The sequence below is a fragment of the Symplocastrum torsivum genome (assembly GCF_059505465.1).
Genome location: NZ_JCACKQ010000060.1, coordinates 23,947 through 41,035 on the forward strand (window position 1 = coordinate 23,947; position 17,089 = coordinate 41,035).

The window sequence follows — 17,089 nt, forward strand, 5'->3', positions numbered from 1 at the left end:
CATATTGTTGGAAACCGTTCCCAGGCACCCAGAACTTCTACACACAATTGTCTCTCCGTTAAGGTGTAACCCCTCTTCCATTGGCATGATGGCGTAGGAGTATCAATCAGGCGACCCTTAACCTGAAGAAATTGGGAGTTGGTTCTCAATTGATACTTTTCAAAGGCAAAATCAGCAAAGTGTAAACCTGGAGGAGTGATTACGCCCTATGGATGAACTAGAGGAACGACTGCGTCAGTTAGTTAAAACAGCTTGTAGTCACCCACGTGGAACAGCAGCCCGTCAGAGAAACTTAACTCAGGTGATTCGGCTGATTACTAACAAGCTGTGGAGAGAACACACTCCCTATTACCAAGATGCCTTGCAGCAGACTTGGGTGTATTTTTGCCAGAATATCTGCGAAGGAAATACAGGTGAACCCTATGACCCTTCCCGTGGCAGTGTCATAACCTGGCTAAATTTTTACCTGAAGCGCCGACTGCAAGATTTTTATATAGATACTCAAAAACAGCAAGCTAAAACCCTTTCCGCTCAAGCAGGTAGACAGGGAGGAGGCGATGGAAATGAAACGATTGACCCAGTGGACAATCTGCCTGCTGAACCAGACGTTCCCCTGCTGCTTGAAGAGGTAAAGCAATGGGTTGAAGCTGATCCAGAAGGAGAACTGTGTCGTACCCACATTGCCAATCATCCAGAGGTGACCTGCCAAGTCCTAATCCTACGGCGCTTGCCCCCAGAAGAGAGTTGGAAAACTCTAGCTGAAGAATTTAATCTATCCATTTCAACGCTTAGCAGCTTTTATCAGCGTCAATGTCTACCCCGTCTGCGTAAATTTGGTGAATCGGAGGGATATCTATAGTAGAGAGTGCTTTTTAGGACGCTGCCACCGAGAGTACCTAAGGTTGAGCGGTAGATTCACCCTTGTAGAGTAAAAACAATACTATGACTTACCACACCAACAACATAGAAGATTTCGCATTACCACTGCCAATTACCCAAGCGGCACGCCATACAGCCGAACAGTTTGCAACACAGCAACCTACGCCTCAAAAAGCTGAGCAAGTTCGGTTAAATACATTAGCGACTTATGTTGTTAATGACTACTTGCAGATGATGGGGATTTCGACAGATTTATCAGTGAGTGATAGCTGGAATCCTGTTGTGCGGATGTGTGCGGATGTCGCTGACCTGGAAGTGACAGGATTGGGGCGCTTGGAATGCCGTCCAGTTAGAAGCCATCAGCAAACGTGTTACATTCCATCGGAAGTCCAGTCAGACCGGATTGGTTATGTCGTAGTCCAGATTGATGACGCTTCTTTTGAGGCAACAGTGTTGGGATTTACTCCCACAGTGGCTAGAGATGAGTTTGCCATTACTCAACTCGGTCCGATTGAAGATTTATTCGATCACATTGAACACTTGACCCAACCTGTGCAAGCTATAGTAACAGCGACTCCAGCTTCTAGTGTTGAAAGGAGTACAAGAGTCAACTTGAGCCAGTGGCTAACTAATGTTTTTGAAACGGGTTGGCAAACGATTGAAACCGTCTTGAACCCCGCCCAACCCGATCTTGCCTTTGATTTTAGAAGTCGTTTTAGAAGTGCTGATAGCGCTCTTTTGGCTAACATTGAGCGTCCTTATGCTGGAATCAGACGTGCTAAGTTAATTGACTTAGGGATGCAATTAGCTGGTCATCCGGTCGCGCTAATTGTTGAGCTTCAACCTGAATCTGAACGCAGAAGCCATATTACTCTACAGGTGCATCCAGCCGGAAATCAAGTGTATCTGCCTCCACTACTGCAACTGATTGTGCTGGATGAGTCGGGATTAGTCTTTCTAGAAGCTCAAGCCAGAAGTGCAGATAATTACATTCAATTACAATTCAGTGGTCTACCTGGAGAACAATTTAGTGTAAAGATTGCTCTTGGTGAGGCAAGTATTATGGAAGATTTTATAGTTTGATTGAACTATGGATGCTCAATGCCTACCCTCCATTCTCGTTTTTAGGATATGTCTGAAGGGAAGCATTGGTGTGGAGTTGCATAGCCTATGGATGGTTAGAACTATAAATTTATAGGATTTCACCACTCCATCATCTTGATTGTAAGTGCAACACCATTACGTTCATCTGGAGAGGCTGTCGTGGGTAAGTTAGTTGTCTTAATTGCTGGTGAAGGTAGCTTCGAGAATGGGTTTCCCGTAACCTTGCGGGTTGGAGAGGAAGACAGACCTGCTTCTGTTGAAATTACAGGTCGGCTACCGCCTACTCTTGAAATTCCCCAATCTTATACAGGTTGGGCCGACACTTATCGAAGGTTAGGGTTGCGCTCACGGCTAGAAGCTTCAGTTGCCCAAGTAACGAATGTTTCCAAACTTGAGATTTGCTCGAATGCTGCCCAACTTTTACGCGATCGCTTTAATGCTTGGTTACACTCGGAGTCATTTCGCCCGATCCGAGAGAAATTACTAGAACAGTTAATGCCATCGGATGAAGTTCGGCTGATTATTCAAACGGAAAACATCTGGTTGCGGCGGCTTCCTTGGCATCTGTGGGATTTATGCGATCGCTACCCGAAGGCAGAGATTGCTCTTAGTGCGCCTATTTATGAATTTATAAAGCCAGTCGCTTCACCTCACACTAAAGTGAGAATTTTAGCGATTCTGGGTGACAGTACTGGCATTAATACGCAAGCTGATCGGCTTTTATTAGAACAATTGCCCGATGCAGAAATTAGTTTTCTTGTAGAACCGCAACGCCAGGAACTCACAGAAGAGTTGTGGAAGCAAAGCTGGGATATTCTCTTTTTTGCAGGGCATAGTTCCAGCCAACCGGATTGTGAAAAGGGTGAGATTTCTCTTAATCAAACTGATAGTTTAACAATTGACCAATTAAGGTTTGCCTTAAGAAAAGCCGTTGAGCGAGGTTTAAAGATTGCGATTTTTAACTCTTGTGATGGCTTAGGATTGGCACGGAATTTAGCAGATTTACAGATTCCGCAAATCATTGTCATGCGGGAGCCAGTGCCTGACCGAATTTGTCAAAAGTTTTTAAAGTATTTTTTAGCTGCCTATGCTCGTGGTGAATCTTTCTATTTGGCAGTGCGGGAAGCGAGAGAACAGTTGCAAGGATTGGAAGATCAATTTCCTTGTGCTACCTGGTTACCGATAATTTGCCAGAATCCTGCCGTTTTACCCCCGACATGGGAACAGTTGTGCAGTCCCTGGAGACCACCTACTCCACCAGATGAGCCGCCATTTGTTCCTGGACTGCCTGATAAGGACGGCTTCAGAATCAGACAGCGATCGCCTCGTAACGCTTTAAAAGGTAGACAAGGTTTTGTAAAAGTAGTTTTGATGAGCTTGGTCATCACGTCCCTAATCCTGGTAGGGCGGCAGTTCGGTTTATTTCAAGCTATGGAGTTGCAAGCTTTTGACCAGTTGATGGTTAGTAGACCCACTGAAGAGGTAGATTCGCGACTCTTAGTAGTTACTGTTACAGAAGAAGATATTCAAGCACAAAAACAAGAACCGAGACGCGGTTCACTGTCTGATCGATCGCTTTCACGACTGTTGGAAAAACTGGAATCCTACGAGCCACGGGCAATTGGCTTAGATATCTACCATGACTTCCCTGTAGACCCCAAGTATCCAGATTTAGCTAAGCGCTTGAAAGAAAGCGATCGCCTGATTACGGTTTGCAAAGTCAGCAACCCGCAGTTCAATGACCCAGGTAAGTCACCTCCGCCAGAAGCCCTAAAAGAGAATCTGGGCTTTACTGATTTTGTGCATGACTTTAATGGTGTTCTCCGTCGTCATCTGTTGGCGATGGAACCGCCTCCGGCATCAAGTTGTACCGCCACCTATGCTCTCAGTAGTAAGCTAGCCTTTCGCTATCTGAAAGCAGAGGGAATTTCACCCAAAGTTTCTAGTCATGGGTATTTGCAGCTTGGTACTACAGTCTTTCAACCCTTGGAACCGAATGCTGGCGGTTACCGCAACATGGATGCACGAGGTCATCAAGTGTTGTTAAATTATCGCTCTAGCCCCTCTCTTATAGAGGTTGCGGAGCGCGTTACTCTCACTGAAGTTCTCAATGGTCAGGTCAATCCTAATGCTGTAAAAGGTCGGATTGTTCTTATCGGTGTTACCGCTCCCAGCGCAAAGGATTACTTCTTTACGCCCTACAGCAATGGGCAGTACCAGGATATGCCGGGGGTAGTCGTTCATGCACAGATGGTCAGTCAGATTCTGAGCGCTGTTTTGGATCAGCGACCTCTATTGTGGGTTTGGTCAGAGTGGGGTGAAACTCTGTGGATTTTTGGATGGGCACTTACTGGTGGTCTATTTTCTTGGCGATCTCACTTCTTTTTACGTTGGGGGCTAGTGGGAGGAACTCTTTTCGTTTTATATGGTCTTTGCTTTGGTCTTTTAATTCAGGGGGGTTGGGTGCCGCTGGTTCCATCAGCGCTTGCCCTAGTGTCTACTAGTGTCAGCGTTGCCGCTTACAGCACTTTTCTTGCTCAACGACAGCAATCTACATTTGCCATTTAAATATGATGTACATAAAATCTCCTCAACAGCAAAAGATATTAGCGATCGCTTTGACAGTAGTAGGCATGTATGGCGCTATGTCCTTATCAAGCCGAACTACACGAGCGCAAGCCTACACAGCTATATCAGAATTTTCACCAGCGACAGGCACATACCTATCAACATCAAGCCTCTTGCTGCCAGGTCAAGCCGCTACCAGATTAGTCCTTAATAACAGCAACAACATACTGGTACAGCTACCCTACCACCGCCCAGAAATACAACTGGCTCAAGCTCCGATACTACAACCTAGAGGTAATCCCGATCCAACCATTGGCGGGGGAACCGACGCTCAAGACCCAACGCTGCCAGGTAGAGGTAATCCCGATGGTCGCACCTTTGGCGGGGGAAGCAATGTTTTTCCAGCACCTGATGAAGTTGCACCCGGTAGTCGGACAGGAGAGGCAAGCCGTGCTCGTGGAGGATGTCCTCGTGTAACCACGCCTCTGACAGCCTTGATGCCTGTCACTAAGGGAACTTCCAGTGGCCAAAGCGCCAGCACAACCCCAACTACATCAGAATCCGTTTATGGTTTAACGGTTGCTGAGCGTCCTACCTTCTGGTTTTATGTTCCTTATCCGCTTACATCCTCTCGTCCTGTGGAGTTTGTGCTACAAGATGAGGATGGCAACGATATTTACCAAACCCAGTTCACTGAGTCGGGAACTGTGCCTGGTGTTGTTGGCTTGCAGCTTCCGCCCACTGTTGACCCACTAGAGGTTGGTAAACGGTATCGTTGGTACTTCCTGATTTACTGCAATCCAGAGGAACCAACCTTTGTTGAAGGCTGGGTAGAACGGGTTGCACTGAACCCAACACTCAAAACTCAATTAGACCAAGCAACTACACCTCAGCAAAAAGCAGATCTTTATGCACAAGCAGGCATTTGGTATGAGGCTGTGACGACTCTTGCCGAACTTCGTCGCCAGAAGCCGAACGATCAAGCGCTGAATGCTCAATGGCTGGAATTGTTGCAGTCTGTTGATTTAGAAGCGATCGCAACAGAGCCAGTGACATCGGTGCTTACCCCTGAATAATGGGGAAATACGGCGAAAAGCTACTGTAGCAGTTTTCAATTGGATAAGGTACAGTTCGGGCGCGTGAAACAAGAGATAGAGCAAGGAAAACAAAATAGCTGATAGCTGATAGCTGACGGCTTTCTGCTATGAGATTTATGACTTCTTCTTGAGACTTTTGTCCGTCAACCAGGTAGATAGCACATGAGTTAGCTCCTGGTTGAGCGCCTGATACCCCTTCTCGTTGATATGCAAAGTATCACGAACGTAGTTGCTTTGCACTTGACCATTCTGTGCAAGGAGTGAATAGGCATCCAAAATCAAAACATCCCTTGCTTTTAGCGAATACAGGTAAGCATTTACTTCCATTACCGCTTGAGCAATATCTGCTGACCAAAACGGTTGGCGGGTTAGCGGTACCGGACCAATAGGGAAAATAGTTGTCAAAATAACGGTTACCCCAGTGTTGAGCGAACGTTCGACAATCTGCTGAATATTCGCTTTGCAGTTGGTGATAATGGCAGCTTTTTGCTCAGGAAATAGCGCGATCGCTTTCAAGTCGTTAATCCCAACTTGCACAACGATAATATTGGGACGCAATGGCACAACATGCTTGTCAAAACGTCCCAATACCTGGGCTGAAGTCTGAGTGTTGATGCCTCGATTGAAAAAAGAAAAGCCCTTGAGCTTTGCTGGAGTAGACCACATTTCAGCCCGCGAATCGCCAAGGAATACCACGGTTGCTGTGGAGGTAGCAGGAACATCCTGTGGTAGGGAGTCAGCACTATAGGTGCTTAGCCCCAAGGGATCTAGATTGGTTTGGTTGAGTTGCAGGTAATAGCGTTTCGCTTGGTGGAACAGGAGCGCGTTGAGACAGAGCGATACCAGCAAAGCGACGAGACATAATAATAGAGTCAGACGAAATAAACGCTTTTGTTTGTGCATTTTGGGGCGGGTAGATTATGAACTCGCTTGTATGCGATCGCTTACTCTTCTTCCAGCTTTACACTATGAACGAATAGTAAAAAGTAGTTTGGCAGAAGGATGCTTGACTTAGCTATCCCTCTTCTGTCACTCTCCGGTTTTTCCTATTATTAATATTTTCTACAAAGGAGGTATATTAGGGAATACAGCGTTTGCCCATCTAATTTTGGCAATTTCCCTACTCTGATCAATTTCTATGAAGGAAAAAGTCTGCGATCGCCTACCATAGGTTAGTTCTAGAATTCAGCAATGGCAAAAGTTTTCGGAGAGTGACAGAAGAGGGCTATAGCGTTTCCCATGTAACTGAGGTACACCGAGATTTTGGATATCAAGCCTTTGGGTTTTGAAGATGTACCTCACCAGAGCGAGAAACGGTATAAAATCCAATTGATTGCCCAATCCTATTCTCCTCAAGAACTTTTTGCTGCACTAGTTTGGCAGCGTCGGTTCAATGAGTTTGATGGCAAGGAAGTGATTACTGACCTTTCTAACCATCCTTCTTTGTGGGCTAGCTTTCTGTTCACAAAACCCATCTTTGCACCCGATGAAAATGGTCTGAGCTTTGGTGGCGTAATCGATACGCTTCTGGCAATGGCAAACTATCGTCCTATTAAGGGGTTAGCATTTGTTCAATTTCCTCATCTATATCAGGTATTTGCTCAGCACCTGAAATAAAGAAATGATGTGCCTTACTTGTATCCAAATAATTACGCAATCTTTCTCTCTCACTAGCCAGTGTTGTAAAGTAACGCCGAAAAATCTCAGAAACCTCATTCGCTCTTGCCTGATTGGGAGCAAGAGGGAGCTCAATTTCTAAATAGCGTTTTCCTACATCCTCTCGGTTTGTTTGCATAAATACTATCCGGTTCCACTGAGTACGGACAATTTTTAGTGTCATTGCCCATAACAAATAAAATTGATCAAAATATGCTCTATCTCCAGCTCGTAAAATGATAACTTCTTTAGTCAAAAGAATTTGTTCTTGACCTGGCATAAGAATACAAAAATCTCCAATATTCCGGCTAGCACGTTCAGGGCAAATTAAGTCATAGGCTAGTAAACCTGACGTAGAACTACGCCAATACCTTTCAGCCGTTTGAAGTGGAACTTGATTAGTAGGATTAATATTTACCAATCCTGCCCGCAAATCGGTTTAGGTACGCTCATTTGTCCTCCTGAAAATTCTTATCCTCGCCATATCCTTGATTTAAATCAGTTACAGCAGGCTGTATACCTAGCCCAATTTTTTCAAAAATGTAGAAATTTGTTTTCGCTCGACAGAATTCCTGAAAAGCTTCCATAGGAATATTTAGCATTCCTCGTAGCTCTAGACGCTCTTTTAGCCATTCGGTTAACCATCGATACCGATGGCTAAAAAAGTATGTTTCGGGTAAAACAATTCCGACACGACCACCAAGACGCAGCAATCTCCAAGCACGTTCAAGGAAAATTAAACCGATCTCCAAATCAACATAGTTATTTATTCCACTCATGGCAGCAGCCCTAGCAATTGTGAAGCCTGCCGCTCTTGAATCAGACGCTTTGATTTTTAGCTGCTCACCAAATGGAGGATTGGTAATAACAACTGTGTATTGTTCATCAATCAAGGGCGCAAGCAACTGTGGGTTCTTTCCATACCTGTTGGCGAGGATTAAAAATGAAGACAACTTCACCCGTCTTCGAGTCCTCAAGATTTCGCCGTGCGCCCTTGCGAAGTGAGCAGGAGACACAAGCAAGAGCCAAATTTTCAGCAATCGTCTCGCCACCAGCTACGACAGGAACAATGTGGTCGATATGGAAAGTTGCTACTTGACCAATTTGCGAAATGCCGCAATATTCACAACGGTTATCTGCTCTTTGAATTACTAATCGACGGAGGGAAGCTGGAATTGTTGCCATCTATGCTTGCTTCATCACCCGTGTCGATCGCAAACGCAGTAGAGATAAAAATTCCACCAGTTCAACAAGTCCTTCTGCTTCCTGTCGTTCTGCCTGAGACAGTGTATAGCCCTCGTCCTGACGATCCAACAAAAATTGTAAGCGTGCCTGAACCGCTTGGGGAAGCTGGAATCGGGTTAATTCGATAGGAATCTCAACGATTTCGGGCATAGAGCAGTTAGTTTATTAGCAACTTTGTTGTAGCCTCATTTTAGGCGAAAGCATCGGAAGGGTGTATGTGTTGCCATCAAACACTGTGTTGGTGCAAACGGAAGGGAGGATGGGCTAGCAAAGTATGCCGAAGAAAGCTTATCGCTCATTCATTCCCTCTCAACTTTCCAGCAACGCTTGCCACGCCTCAAGCTGAGAAGTGTGATTGTTGGATGCGATTCCCTACGGGATAGCTACGCTTCACGCGCTTGGCAGGATGAGGGGGTGCGATCGTGCCTGACAGAATGCTCTCATCCAATAAGCTACAAAAGCCATTTCTACTTAAGCTAGGTTAATAGATACAGTTATTATTCTGTAAGCTTATGCCTCTTTCTGAAATACTGCCTGCCGTCAATCAGCTATCTCACCAAGACAAGCTGCGACTCATCCATTTTCTTCTACTGGCAGTAGCAAAAGAAGAGGGTTTTGAACTTGAGCCGGCTAATCATCAGACTCAAGAAGGTTTACTCAATCAATTAGCATCGACTGAAGCTGTTGTGTGGTCGCCCTACGATGCTCATGAAGCGGCTCAAACGCTGTCAGATCTTCTAGCGGAAGCAAAGCAAAAAAGCGATGCTTGACGGCAAGCGATTTCCTTTCATCGAGTGTACCAACAGCCTTGGTCTTTCTAGCACCTTGCCGTATCTACCAATAACGCTGACCTACAGCAACCGTTCTGTAGAAGCGATGGCTTTGCTTGACACGGGTGCAAGCGTCAATGTATTGCCTTACGATCTCGGCTTGCAACTAGGTGCAGTTTGGGAGGAGCAGACAGTTCCAATTCAGTTGAGTGGAAATCTCGCTCGGATGGAGGCGCGAGGCTTGGTACTATCAGCAACCGTTGCCGAGTTTCCCTCTGTCCTGCTTGCATTTGCCTGGACGGAATCTAGAGAAGCTCCACTAATCCTTGGGCATATGAATTTTTTTGCAGAGTTTGATGTGTGTTTCTATCGTGCTGACTTCGCTTTCGAGTTGCGTCCGAGAGCAAAATAGCTGTTCTAGCTGAACTCGCCTGTCGTCTGATGAGCGTACAAGCGTTGCATACTGAAGAGAGCTTATCGCTCATTCATTCCCTCCAAACTTTTTCAGCAACGCCTGCCACGCCTCAATCTAAGAAGTGTAATTGCTGGATGCGATCGCACTTTGTTTAACCGAGCGTAGTTTAACAACTAGGTTCGCCACTCTATCAAAATTCAACCTCTTCTCGCTCATTCCCCGTAGAACTCGTAGTATCCGAATTTTTAGCTGCCCAACATATTGCTTCAATGTGTCTAGCTAACATCCCTATAGTCGGTGCTTCAAACAAGATGCGTACAGGCAACTCCACTTTAAAGCGATCGCGTATTCGGGAAGTTAGCTGAGTCGCGAGTAGAGAATGCCCCCCCAATTCAAAGAAATTATCGTGAACACCTACCTGCTGTTTTCCCAAAACCTTAGCCCAAATCCCTGCTAACTCCTCCTCGACAGTCGTCCGAGGTGCTACATAATCTTCTTTCAGATCAAGACTGAGAGTATCTACGGCAGGTAAAAGACGGCGATCTACTTTACCATTCGGTGTTAGCGGTAAGGACTCCAACATCATATAGATAGAAGGCACCATATAATTTGGCAACTTCTCTTTCGAGAATTGGCGCAACTGGGAGCTTGTTGGTGCCTGCCCCTTATTTGGGACAATATAAGCTACTAAGTGCTTATCCCCAGGTATGTCCTCCTGAACAATCACCACTACCTCTGCCACTGCTGGATGTTGGCTTAGCACAGCTTCAATCTCTCCCAACTCGATTCGGAAGCCGCGAATCTTGATTTGATCGTCGCTACGACCCAAAAATTCTATATTACCGTCTGAGCGATATCGGGCTAAATCACCTGTTTTATAAAGACGTGTTCCTGGGTTCTGGCTAAAAGGATTCGGAATGAATGCAAAAGAAGTCAACTCAGGACGGTTGAGGTAGCCTCGTGCGAGTCCATCACCACCGATATACAACTCACCCACAACACCAATCGGTACAGGCTGTAGCTGCCCATCCAGCAGATAAATTTGTGTGTTCGTAATTGGGCGACCAATGGGAATAGAGGTTGCTTCTTCTGGTACGTCCTGCACCCAGTAATAAGATGAAAATGTTGTCCCCTCTGTTGGCCCATAAACATTAAGCAACTGCTGCGGCACTCCCTGTTTGAGAACCTTTCTCACCCACCGAGGATCGACTGCTTCGCCTCCAAATAGCAAGCACCGCAAGGTAGCGAAAGCATCCGGAACATCTCTGACAATCTGTTGGAACAAGGCAGTGGTTAAAAATAAGACGCTAATCTCGTCTTGCCGAAGTTGTCGGGCAAAGTCTTGAGGAGAAAGCGTTACATCCCTGCTAATCCCAACAAGTTGAGCGCCGTGAAGTAATGCGCCCCAAATCTCAAACGTTGCTGCATCGAAGGACGTGTTCGAGGCTTGGGCAATTTTATCGTTCGGATCTAACGTTATGTAGTTTGTGTTGAATAGTAGGCGATTGACAGCTTTGTGAGGAACAGCAACTCCCTTGGGCTTTCCTGTAGAACCAGAAGTGTAGATAACATAAGCCAAGTTATCGCTTGTCACCCTGCTGGTAAGGTTTTCTGAACTTTCTTGGGTAATAGTATTCCAATCAGTGTCTAGGCAAATTACTCTGGGATTTGGGGAATCTTGGTGAGTACAGGTGACAACATCCGGTAATTGTTCGACCAACTTCTCTTGTGTCAGCAACACGGATATCTGAGAATCTTCAATCATGAACCGCAGACGCTCCTGCGGGTAACTGGGGTCTAAGGGCAGGTACGCTCCTCCGGCTTTGAGGATGCTTAAGCAACCTACTATCATCTCTACAGAACGTTCCATGCAGATGCCGACGAGAACGGACGAACCTACTTCCAATTTCTGTAAGTGGTGCGCTAGTTTGTTGCTGTAGCTATTCAGTTCACGGTAAGTCAGTTGCTTGTCTTCAAAGATTACTGCTGTTGCATCAGGTGTTCTCTCTACTTGCGCTTCAAACAACTGATGGATGCACTGGTTTTGAGGATAATCCGCAAGGGTATCATTCCATGACACGGTGAGTTGATGATACTCAGCAACGCTCAGGAGTGGTAACTCTGCAATCTTCGTTTGTGGATTGGCAACAATGCCCTCCAGCAGGGTTTTAAAATGTCCCAGCATCCGGCTAATGGTGGCTTCATCGAATAAATCAGTGTTGTACACCACCACGCCTCTAATTCCCTCTGAGTGTTCCCACCGCTCTCCCCATAAGCTTCTAAAACCTTCGGAAGCTTTCCACAGGTTGAACTCCAAATCGAAGCGCGTTGTTTTAAAGTCAATCGTTAGAGGATTGAGTGTTAACCCTGGCAGTTCTAGTGCCTCCGTTGGGGCATTTTGTAAGGCAAACACTACTTGAAATAGGGGATGGCGACTTAAGGAGCGTTCGGGTTGCAACTCCTCCACGAGCTTCTCAAAGGGCAAATCTTGATGAGCATAGGCTCCTAGTGTTACCTCCCGTACTCTGCCTAGCAGTTCCTGGAATGTTGGAGCGCCAGATAAGTCTGTGCGTAGCACCAGAGTATTGACAAAAAAACCAATTAACCCTTCGATCTCACTCCGATTGCGGTTAGCAATGGGTGAACCTACGGCAATGTCCTCTTGCTGAGTGTAGCGGTATAGCAAGATTTGAAATGCTGCCAGCAGGGTCATGAACAATGTCACCCCTTCCTGCTGCGAAAGCTTTTCTATTGCCTCATTCAAGCTTGGTGGTAACTCTAGTAATTTAGTCGCTCCTCGGTAAGTCTGTAAAGCGAGTTTCGGGCGATCACAAGGTAAATTCAGTATGGGAACACCGTCTAACTGTTGCCGCCAGTAAGCGAGTTGAGTTTCCAATTCCCCTTGCAACCACTCGCGCTGCCAATGGGCGAAATCAGCATACTGAAGGGGAAGTTCCGGTAGAGGAGAAGGCACTTCAAGAACAAAGGCTGTGTAGATAGCGCTTAGTTCACGCATCAACACTCCAGTAGACCAATCATCAGAGACAATGTGGTGTAGATTCAGCAGCAATATGTGTTCTGTCTCATCTAGCTTCAGGAGCATTAATCGTAGCAAGGGTCCAACAGCTAGATCAAAAGGACGTTGAGACTCCTCGGCAACTAACCGTTTGGCTTGATGTTCCCGTTCCTCTGCTGGTAACTCCCGCAGATCTACTAGTGAGAGATTTATGCTTGATGTGGGTACGTCGATGTCCGCAGGAATCGCCTGAACAAGTTGCCCCTCCACTATCCCGAATCGAGTGCGTAATACTTCATGGCGACGCACAATTTCGTTGAAGGTCTGCTCTAAGGCGGTATAGTTAAGCGAACCTGTCAAGCGAAGTGCTGTCGGCACATTATAGAAGGTATTACCGGGTACTAATTGGTCAATGAACCACAATCTTGCTTGAGCAAACGAGGCAGGAAAGATAAAGACTTCTTCCTCAGGAATATTAAGTCTCGCTTGAGCATTGGTCAGGGAATCGTCAGAAAGCATGAATTTAAATGCACATCAGCTTACTAAATGCCCAATCCTGGGGGTGGCCAAGTAGCCCAAACAAAGATGGCAACGGCAGCGATCGCAAGTAATCCTTCAATTAAATTACCAATCAAGGAACCTACTACAATCCCTAGTCCTGCCTTAAACGCTACTTTGGTTCTTTCCTTTAGAGGCAACTCGCGCCGATAGAGAAATTCCCCAATAAACGCTCCTAACAAAGGCCCGACTAAGATACCCAACAGGGGACCAGCAACCAGAAACGCTGGCAGAAGCCCGAAGAACCCCAGCACTAGCCCGATAATTGCTCCCCATTGCCCCCATTTACTGGCTCCAGCCCGTTTTGCTCCCCAGTAGGAGGCTAACAACTCAATTCCCGCACTCAGTATCAAAATCACAAATATGGCGATTAAGGGCCAAGTGATACCACTAAAACCCTGAGTGACACCCCAAACCAGAATTGCCGCCAAAATTAAGCTGGGTCCGGGAATCCCAGGAACGACAGCCCCGACAACACCCACGAGCATGACGAAAATCAATAACCAGTAAAGAATTGTTATAGACATCTAAATCTCAGCGGCTGCTTGCATCATCTGAAAATGAAAATCGGCTGAGGGTGTTTGCCAGTTTATCAGCAATTCCCTCTATCCAATTCTCGTCTTGTTTTGTGTAACTGCGCGGAGCATTGGCTGCCAATATTAAAATCCCCTGATTGCCAATCGGTTGACAAATGACACCTTGGGTATTTTCTGGCAGGTAATCAAATTCAATGCGCCCTGGATAAATTTTCAGATCAACTAGGTAGACAGGTTTTTGTTTTTCTAGCACCCGTTTTAAAATCGCTCCCGGTTTGACTTCTGAGTTGATGCCTAAAACACCTCGCCGCAGCAAAATTTTGCCCTGATACCAAACCACAAGCGATCGCGTTACGGTATTTGTCAGCAACAGATGCGATGCCCAAGCGAGTTCAGTTTTCACTTCATCTGGTAGCCCTGGTAACAGTTCAAAACCTTGCTCTCCGGTTAGAACAACAGTATCAGGCGATCGCGGCTGCACCTGCTGCCACAGTAATCCCGTCAAAATCAACACAGCACTGACAATCACCCCCAAAGCGTCTGAGCGGGCTTGGGAATCTGTGAGTTCAGGTGAGAGTAAACGGTTTACCAGCAGCAGGAAACCTGCTAATCCACCAACGACAAACGGCAGTTGTCGCAGTACATAGTTTTGATCAGGTTTAGCCATGTTAAACGCTCGTTAGTCATTGGTAACGGACAACTGACGAACGCTTTACTCCTCTCCCGGTTCAATAATCCGTTGGAACAAATAACCCGTACCTCTTGCTGTGAGAATCAACTCAGGATTACTGGGATCATCTTCCAACTTTGCCCGTAACCGTGAGATGTGGACATCCACAACACGGGTATCAACGTGGCGTTCCGGCGTGTATCCCCACACCTCTTGCAAAATTTCTGAACGAGAGAACGGTTCTCCAGAGCGGCTAACTAATAGCTCCAAGAGACTGAACTCCATACCCGTAAGCCGGATACGCTCATCTCCTTTGTAGACTTGCCGCTTGTTCGTATCAATTTTGATACTTGCAACATGGATAACGCCAGAACTAGGAATTCCAGATCCACCTACTTTATCAACCCGTCGCAGTACCGAACGAATCCGGGCTTCCAACTCTTTGGGAGAAAAGGGCTTGACAACATAGTCATCAGCTCCTAACTCTAATCCTGTGATTCGGTCGGCAACATCACCCAGAGCCGTTAGCATAATTATGGGGACATCAGATTCCTTACGCAATTCCTGGCAGACACCATAGCCGTCGAGCTTGGGCATCATTACATCCAAAACGACTAAATCAGGGTCAGCGTTCCGAAAGGTATCTAGGGCTTCTTCCCCATCAGCAGCGGTGACGACATCGTAGCCAATCATCGAAAGACGAGTTTCCAAGATGCGGCGGATACTGGCTTCGTCATCGACAACGAGGATTTTTTCCTTATGATTTTCCAAGTGACTCAATTCTCCTGAAAGAAGGTTAGTGAATTGTTAATTTATCAGTAGCTTATCTACTTAAATATTACGCTGTATCAAGGTTTTTTAAGGCATCAACGTTCCGTCTGCTCATTAGTTGAAGCTTTTCTTAATCTTTGTTGAAGCATTGAAAATTTTTAATAGTTTTTTACACGTTTAACTCAGGATGCCCAAGTCTAAATCTGTATATGTATGTAGTGCATGTGGAACCGAGTCCTCTCAATGGTTTGGTAAATGTTCAAATTGCGGCACTTATAACTCGTTGGAAGAAGAGATTGTCGCGCCAAATTCCCTTAACATCAGCCGAGGGGGATGGCAATCCAATACTCGTTCCAACAATAAGTCTGCTAGTAAAGGCCCAGCTCAACCGAGATCTTCCATCAAGTTCTCAGAAATTTCCAACAACGTCCAAATGCGCTTTGCCTCAGGCTACACTGAACTGGATCGGGTACTAGGTGGGGGTATCGTCCCTGGCTCTTTGGTGTTGATTGGCGGTGATCCAGGAATTGGGAAGTCAACGCTGTTGCTGCAAGTCGCAAATCAACTGTCTCAGAGACACCGCATCCTTTATGTCTGTGCAGAAGAGTCCGGACAACAGGTGAAGCTACGAGCCTCTCGCCTGGGTGTTGGGAGTCTGCCTGTTGAGGAGACGACTTCTAATGGTAGCTCTAAAAAGCGTGCTAAGTCTTCAGAATCAGAATCAGCAACTCAAGATGATGGTAATGGCACTCCAACCGATCCAAATCTCTATGTACTGCCAGAAACGGATTTAGAAGAAGTTCTCCGAGAATTGGAGTCATTAAAACCTCAGGTGGCGGTGATTGATAGTATCCAAACGCTGTATTTTGCGGCATTAACGTCTGCGCCTGGTTCTGTGGCACAGGTACGGGAATGTACTTCGGCGCTGATGCAGGTAGCCAAACGGGAGAATATCACACTGCTGATTGTTGGACACGTTACCAAGGAAGGTGCGATCGCAGGCCCAAGAGTTTTGGAACACTTAGTCGATACGGTACTGTATTTTGAAGGCGATCGCTTTGCTTCCCATCGCTTGCTGCGTTCCGTAAAAAACCGCTTTGGAGCAACGCACGAAATTGGCATTTTTGAAATGGTAGACAACGGCTTACAGGAGGTGTTAAATCCTTCCGAGCTGTTTTTAGGCAGTCGGGATGAAATGAGTCCCGGTACTGCCACGGTTGTCGCTTGTGAGGGAACTCGCCCAATTGTTGTAGAGTTACAAGCACTAGTGAGTCCTGCGAGTTATGGTTCACCTCGTCGCGCCGCTACTGGTGTTGATTACAATCGCTTGCAGCAGATTCTTGCTGTACTGGAAAAACGAGTTGGGATTCCTCTGTCGAAATTAGATGCTTATGTTGCCTCTGCTGGGGGTTTGGGGGTTGAAGAACCAGCGGCTGACTTAGGAATTGCGATCGCGGTTGTTGCCAGTTTTCGCGATCGCACTGTTGACCCCCGCACAGTTATGATTGGCGAAGTTGGCTTAGGTGGACAAGTGCGACTCGTCTCTCAAATGGAACTCCGCCTCAAAGAAGCCGCAAAATTGGGCTTTAAGCGAGCAATTATTCCCAAAGGACAAGCCTTACCGGATGTCGGTTTAGAAGTAATACCCGTAGCAAGAGTGCTAGATGCAATTATTGCTGCCTTACCTGGAGGACTGCGCCAGAACTTTGGGGATGACGATGATGATGACGAGATGATGGAAAACTGAATCACTAGTGCAGCGAGGCGGAAATAAGTGACCAGTTAAAAAAGGAAGCAAAAAGGG

The 17,089-nt window shown here is 46.3% G+C and carries 17 protein-coding genes; 8 read left to right on the plus strand and 9 right to left on the minus strand.

From position 1 onward, the window contains the following. The first annotated feature begins 208 nt into the window (after positions 1 to 208). From AC5JL3_RS18810 to AC5JL3_RS18825, 4 genes are all read left to right on the plus strand, one after another. Positions 209 to 859 carry a sigma-70 family RNA polymerase sigma factor gene (locus AC5JL3_RS18810; protein WP_192221748.1) on the plus strand — a complete coding sequence of 217 codons (651 nt, stop codon included), beginning with the start codon at positions 209 to 211 and terminating at the stop codon, positions 857 to 859. A gap of 83 nt (positions 860 to 942) precedes the next feature. Then, positions 943 to 1,962, plus strand: coding sequence for a DUF1822 family protein (locus AC5JL3_RS18815; protein WP_496075939.1), 1,020 nt, complete (start codon positions 943 to 945; stop codon positions 1,960 to 1,962). A gap of 180 nt (positions 1,963 to 2,142) precedes the next feature. Then, positions 2,143 to 4,551 (plus strand): CHASE2 domain-containing protein, encoded by a 2,409-nt coding sequence (locus tag AC5JL3_RS18820; RefSeq protein ID WP_496075940.1) that lies wholly within the window; start codon positions 2,143 to 2,145, stop codon positions 4,549 to 4,551. A gap of 2 nt (positions 4,552 to 4,553) precedes the next feature. Beyond that, positions 4,554 to 5,627: a DUF928 domain-containing protein gene (locus AC5JL3_RS18825; RefSeq protein ID WP_496075941.1), complete on the plus strand. Its 1,074-nt coding sequence runs from the start codon at positions 4,554 to 4,556 to the stop codon at positions 5,625 to 5,627. 135 nt (positions 5,628 to 5,762) lie between these two features. Here AC5JL3_RS18825 and AC5JL3_RS18830 read toward each other — a convergent pair whose 3' ends face one another. Continuing rightward, entirely contained in the window at positions 5,763 to 6,551 is a 789-nt protein-coding gene (locus AC5JL3_RS18830; protein WP_496075942.1) for an SGNH/GDSL hydrolase family protein, read from the minus strand. A 360-nt stretch (positions 6,552 to 6,911) separates the two neighbouring features. On the opposite strand from AC5JL3_RS18830, the gene AC5JL3_RS18835 reads away from it, so the two are divergent. Next, complete coding sequence (locus AC5JL3_RS18835; protein WP_496075943.1) at positions 6,912 to 7,265, plus strand: hypothetical protein; 354 nt, start codon at positions 6,912 to 6,914, stop codon at positions 7,263 to 7,265. Here the strand turns inward: AC5JL3_RS18835 and AC5JL3_RS18840 are convergent. Genes AC5JL3_RS18840 through AC5JL3_RS18855 form a run of 4 tightly spaced genes read right to left on the minus strand, consistent with a single transcriptional unit; the run spans position 7,201 to position 8,699 of the window. Beyond that, complete coding sequence (locus tag AC5JL3_RS18840; protein WP_496075944.1) at positions 7,201 to 7,725, minus strand: hypothetical protein; 525 nt, start codon at positions 7,723 to 7,725, stop codon at positions 7,201 to 7,203. The two genes, AC5JL3_RS18835 and AC5JL3_RS18840, sit on opposite strands and share 65 nt — an antisense overlap. Positions 7,726 to 7,753: 28 nt before the next feature. After that, a complete protein-coding gene (locus AC5JL3_RS18845) occupies positions 7,754 to 8,209 on the minus strand; it encodes an Eco57I restriction-modification methylase domain-containing protein (RefSeq protein ID WP_496075945.1) in 456 nt (151 codons plus the stop codon). Beyond that, on the minus strand, positions 8,190 to 8,489 hold the full coding sequence (locus tag AC5JL3_RS18850) for an HNH endonuclease (RefSeq protein ID WP_496075946.1): 300 nt from the start codon (positions 8,487 to 8,489) through the stop codon (positions 8,190 to 8,192). The genes AC5JL3_RS18845 and AC5JL3_RS18850 overlap by 20 nt, the downstream gene beginning before the upstream one ends. Then, a complete protein-coding gene (locus AC5JL3_RS18855) occupies positions 8,490 to 8,699 on the minus strand; it encodes a hypothetical protein (protein ID WP_496075947.1) in 210 nt (69 codons plus the stop codon). A 362-nt stretch (positions 8,700 to 9,061) separates the two neighbouring features. On the opposite strand from AC5JL3_RS18855, the gene AC5JL3_RS18860 reads away from it, so the two are divergent. Both AC5JL3_RS18860 and AC5JL3_RS18865 read left to right on the plus strand, forming a co-directional pair. Beyond that, a complete protein-coding gene (locus tag AC5JL3_RS18860) occupies positions 9,062 to 9,319 on the plus strand; it encodes a hypothetical protein (RefSeq protein ID WP_496075948.1) in 258 nt (85 codons plus the stop codon). Further along, on the plus strand, positions 9,312 to 9,731 hold the full coding sequence (locus AC5JL3_RS18865) for a pepsin/retropepsin-like aspartic protease family protein (RefSeq protein ID WP_496075949.1): 420 nt from the start codon (positions 9,312 to 9,314) through the stop codon (positions 9,729 to 9,731). The genes AC5JL3_RS18860 and AC5JL3_RS18865 overlap by 8 nt, the downstream gene beginning before the upstream one ends. A gap of 193 nt (positions 9,732 to 9,924) precedes the next feature. Here AC5JL3_RS18865 and AC5JL3_RS18870 read toward each other — a convergent pair whose 3' ends face one another. From AC5JL3_RS18870 to rpaB, 4 genes are read right to left on the minus strand one after another with little or no spacing between them, the layout of a single operon-like run. Beyond that, positions 9,925 to 13,269, minus strand: coding sequence for a non-ribosomal peptide synthetase (locus AC5JL3_RS18870; protein ID WP_496075950.1), 3,345 nt, complete (start codon positions 13,267 to 13,269; stop codon positions 9,925 to 9,927). A gap of 23 nt (positions 13,270 to 13,292) precedes the next feature. Next, positions 13,293 to 13,835 (minus strand): DUF456 domain-containing protein, encoded by a 543-nt coding sequence (locus AC5JL3_RS18875; protein ID WP_496075951.1) that lies wholly within the window; start codon positions 13,833 to 13,835, stop codon positions 13,293 to 13,295. A gap of 7 nt (positions 13,836 to 13,842) precedes the next feature. Continuing rightward, positions 13,843 to 14,511, minus strand: coding sequence for a cofactor assembly of complex C subunit B (locus AC5JL3_RS18880; protein WP_496075952.1), 669 nt, complete (start codon positions 14,509 to 14,511; stop codon positions 13,843 to 13,845). A 45-nt stretch (positions 14,512 to 14,556) separates the two neighbouring features. Then, a complete protein-coding gene (rpaB, locus tag AC5JL3_RS18885; protein WP_192221737.1) occupies positions 14,557 to 15,285 on the minus strand; it encodes a response regulator transcription factor RpaB in 729 nt (242 codons plus the stop codon). A gap of 187 nt (positions 15,286 to 15,472) precedes the next feature. Between rpaB and radA the strand changes: the two genes are divergently transcribed. Further along, the gene (gene radA, locus AC5JL3_RS18890; protein ID WP_496075953.1) at positions 15,473 to 17,032 is read left to right on the plus strand and encodes a DNA repair protein RadA; all 1,560 of its coding nucleotides are present in this window, start codon (positions 15,473 to 15,475) and stop codon (positions 17,030 to 17,032) included. Positions 17,033 to 17,089: the final 57 nt, after the last annotated feature.

What these genes read in the sequence shown, in the direction of transcription:
- AC5JL3_RS18870 (WP_496075950.1), bottom strand. Translation starts at nt 13,269, where the DNA reads ATGCTTTCTGACGATTCCCTGACCAATGCTCAAGCGAGACTTAATATT.
- AC5JL3_RS18815 (WP_496075939.1), top strand. Translation starts at nt 943, where the DNA reads ATGACTTACCACACCAACAACATAGAAGATTTCGCATTACCACTGCCA.
- AC5JL3_RS18865 (WP_496075949.1), top strand. Translation starts at nt 9,312, where the DNA reads ATGCTTGACGGCAAGCGATTTCCTTTCATCGAGTGTACCAACAGCCTT.
- AC5JL3_RS18830 (WP_496075942.1), bottom strand. Translation starts at nt 6,551, where the DNA reads ATGCACAAACAAAAGCGTTTATTTCGTCTGACTCTATTATTATGTCTC.
- AC5JL3_RS18880 (WP_496075952.1), bottom strand. Translation starts at nt 14,511, where the DNA reads ATGGCTAAACCTGATCAAAACTATGTACTGCGACAACTGCCGTTTGTC.
- AC5JL3_RS18825 (WP_496075941.1), top strand. Translation starts at nt 4,554, where the DNA reads ATGATGTACATAAAATCTCCTCAACAGCAAAAGATATTAGCGATCGCT.
- AC5JL3_RS18850 (WP_496075946.1), bottom strand. Translation starts at nt 8,489, where the DNA reads ATGGCAACAATTCCAGCTTCCCTCCGTCGATTAGTAATTCAAAGAGCA.
- AC5JL3_RS18810 (WP_192221748.1), top strand. Translation starts at nt 209, where the DNA reads ATGGATGAACTAGAGGAACGACTGCGTCAGTTAGTTAAAACAGCTTGT.
- AC5JL3_RS18855 (WP_496075947.1), bottom strand. Translation starts at nt 8,699, where the DNA reads ATGCCCGAAATCGTTGAGATTCCTATCGAATTAACCCGATTCCAGCTT.
- radA (WP_496075953.1), top strand. Translation starts at nt 15,473, where the DNA reads ATGCCCAAGTCTAAATCTGTATATGTATGTAGTGCATGTGGAACCGAG.
- AC5JL3_RS18875 (WP_496075951.1), bottom strand. Translation starts at nt 13,835, where the DNA reads ATGTCTATAACAATTCTTTACTGGTTATTGATTTTCGTCATGCTCGTG.
- AC5JL3_RS18860 (WP_496075948.1), top strand. Translation starts at nt 9,062, where the DNA reads ATGCCTCTTTCTGAAATACTGCCTGCCGTCAATCAGCTATCTCACCAA.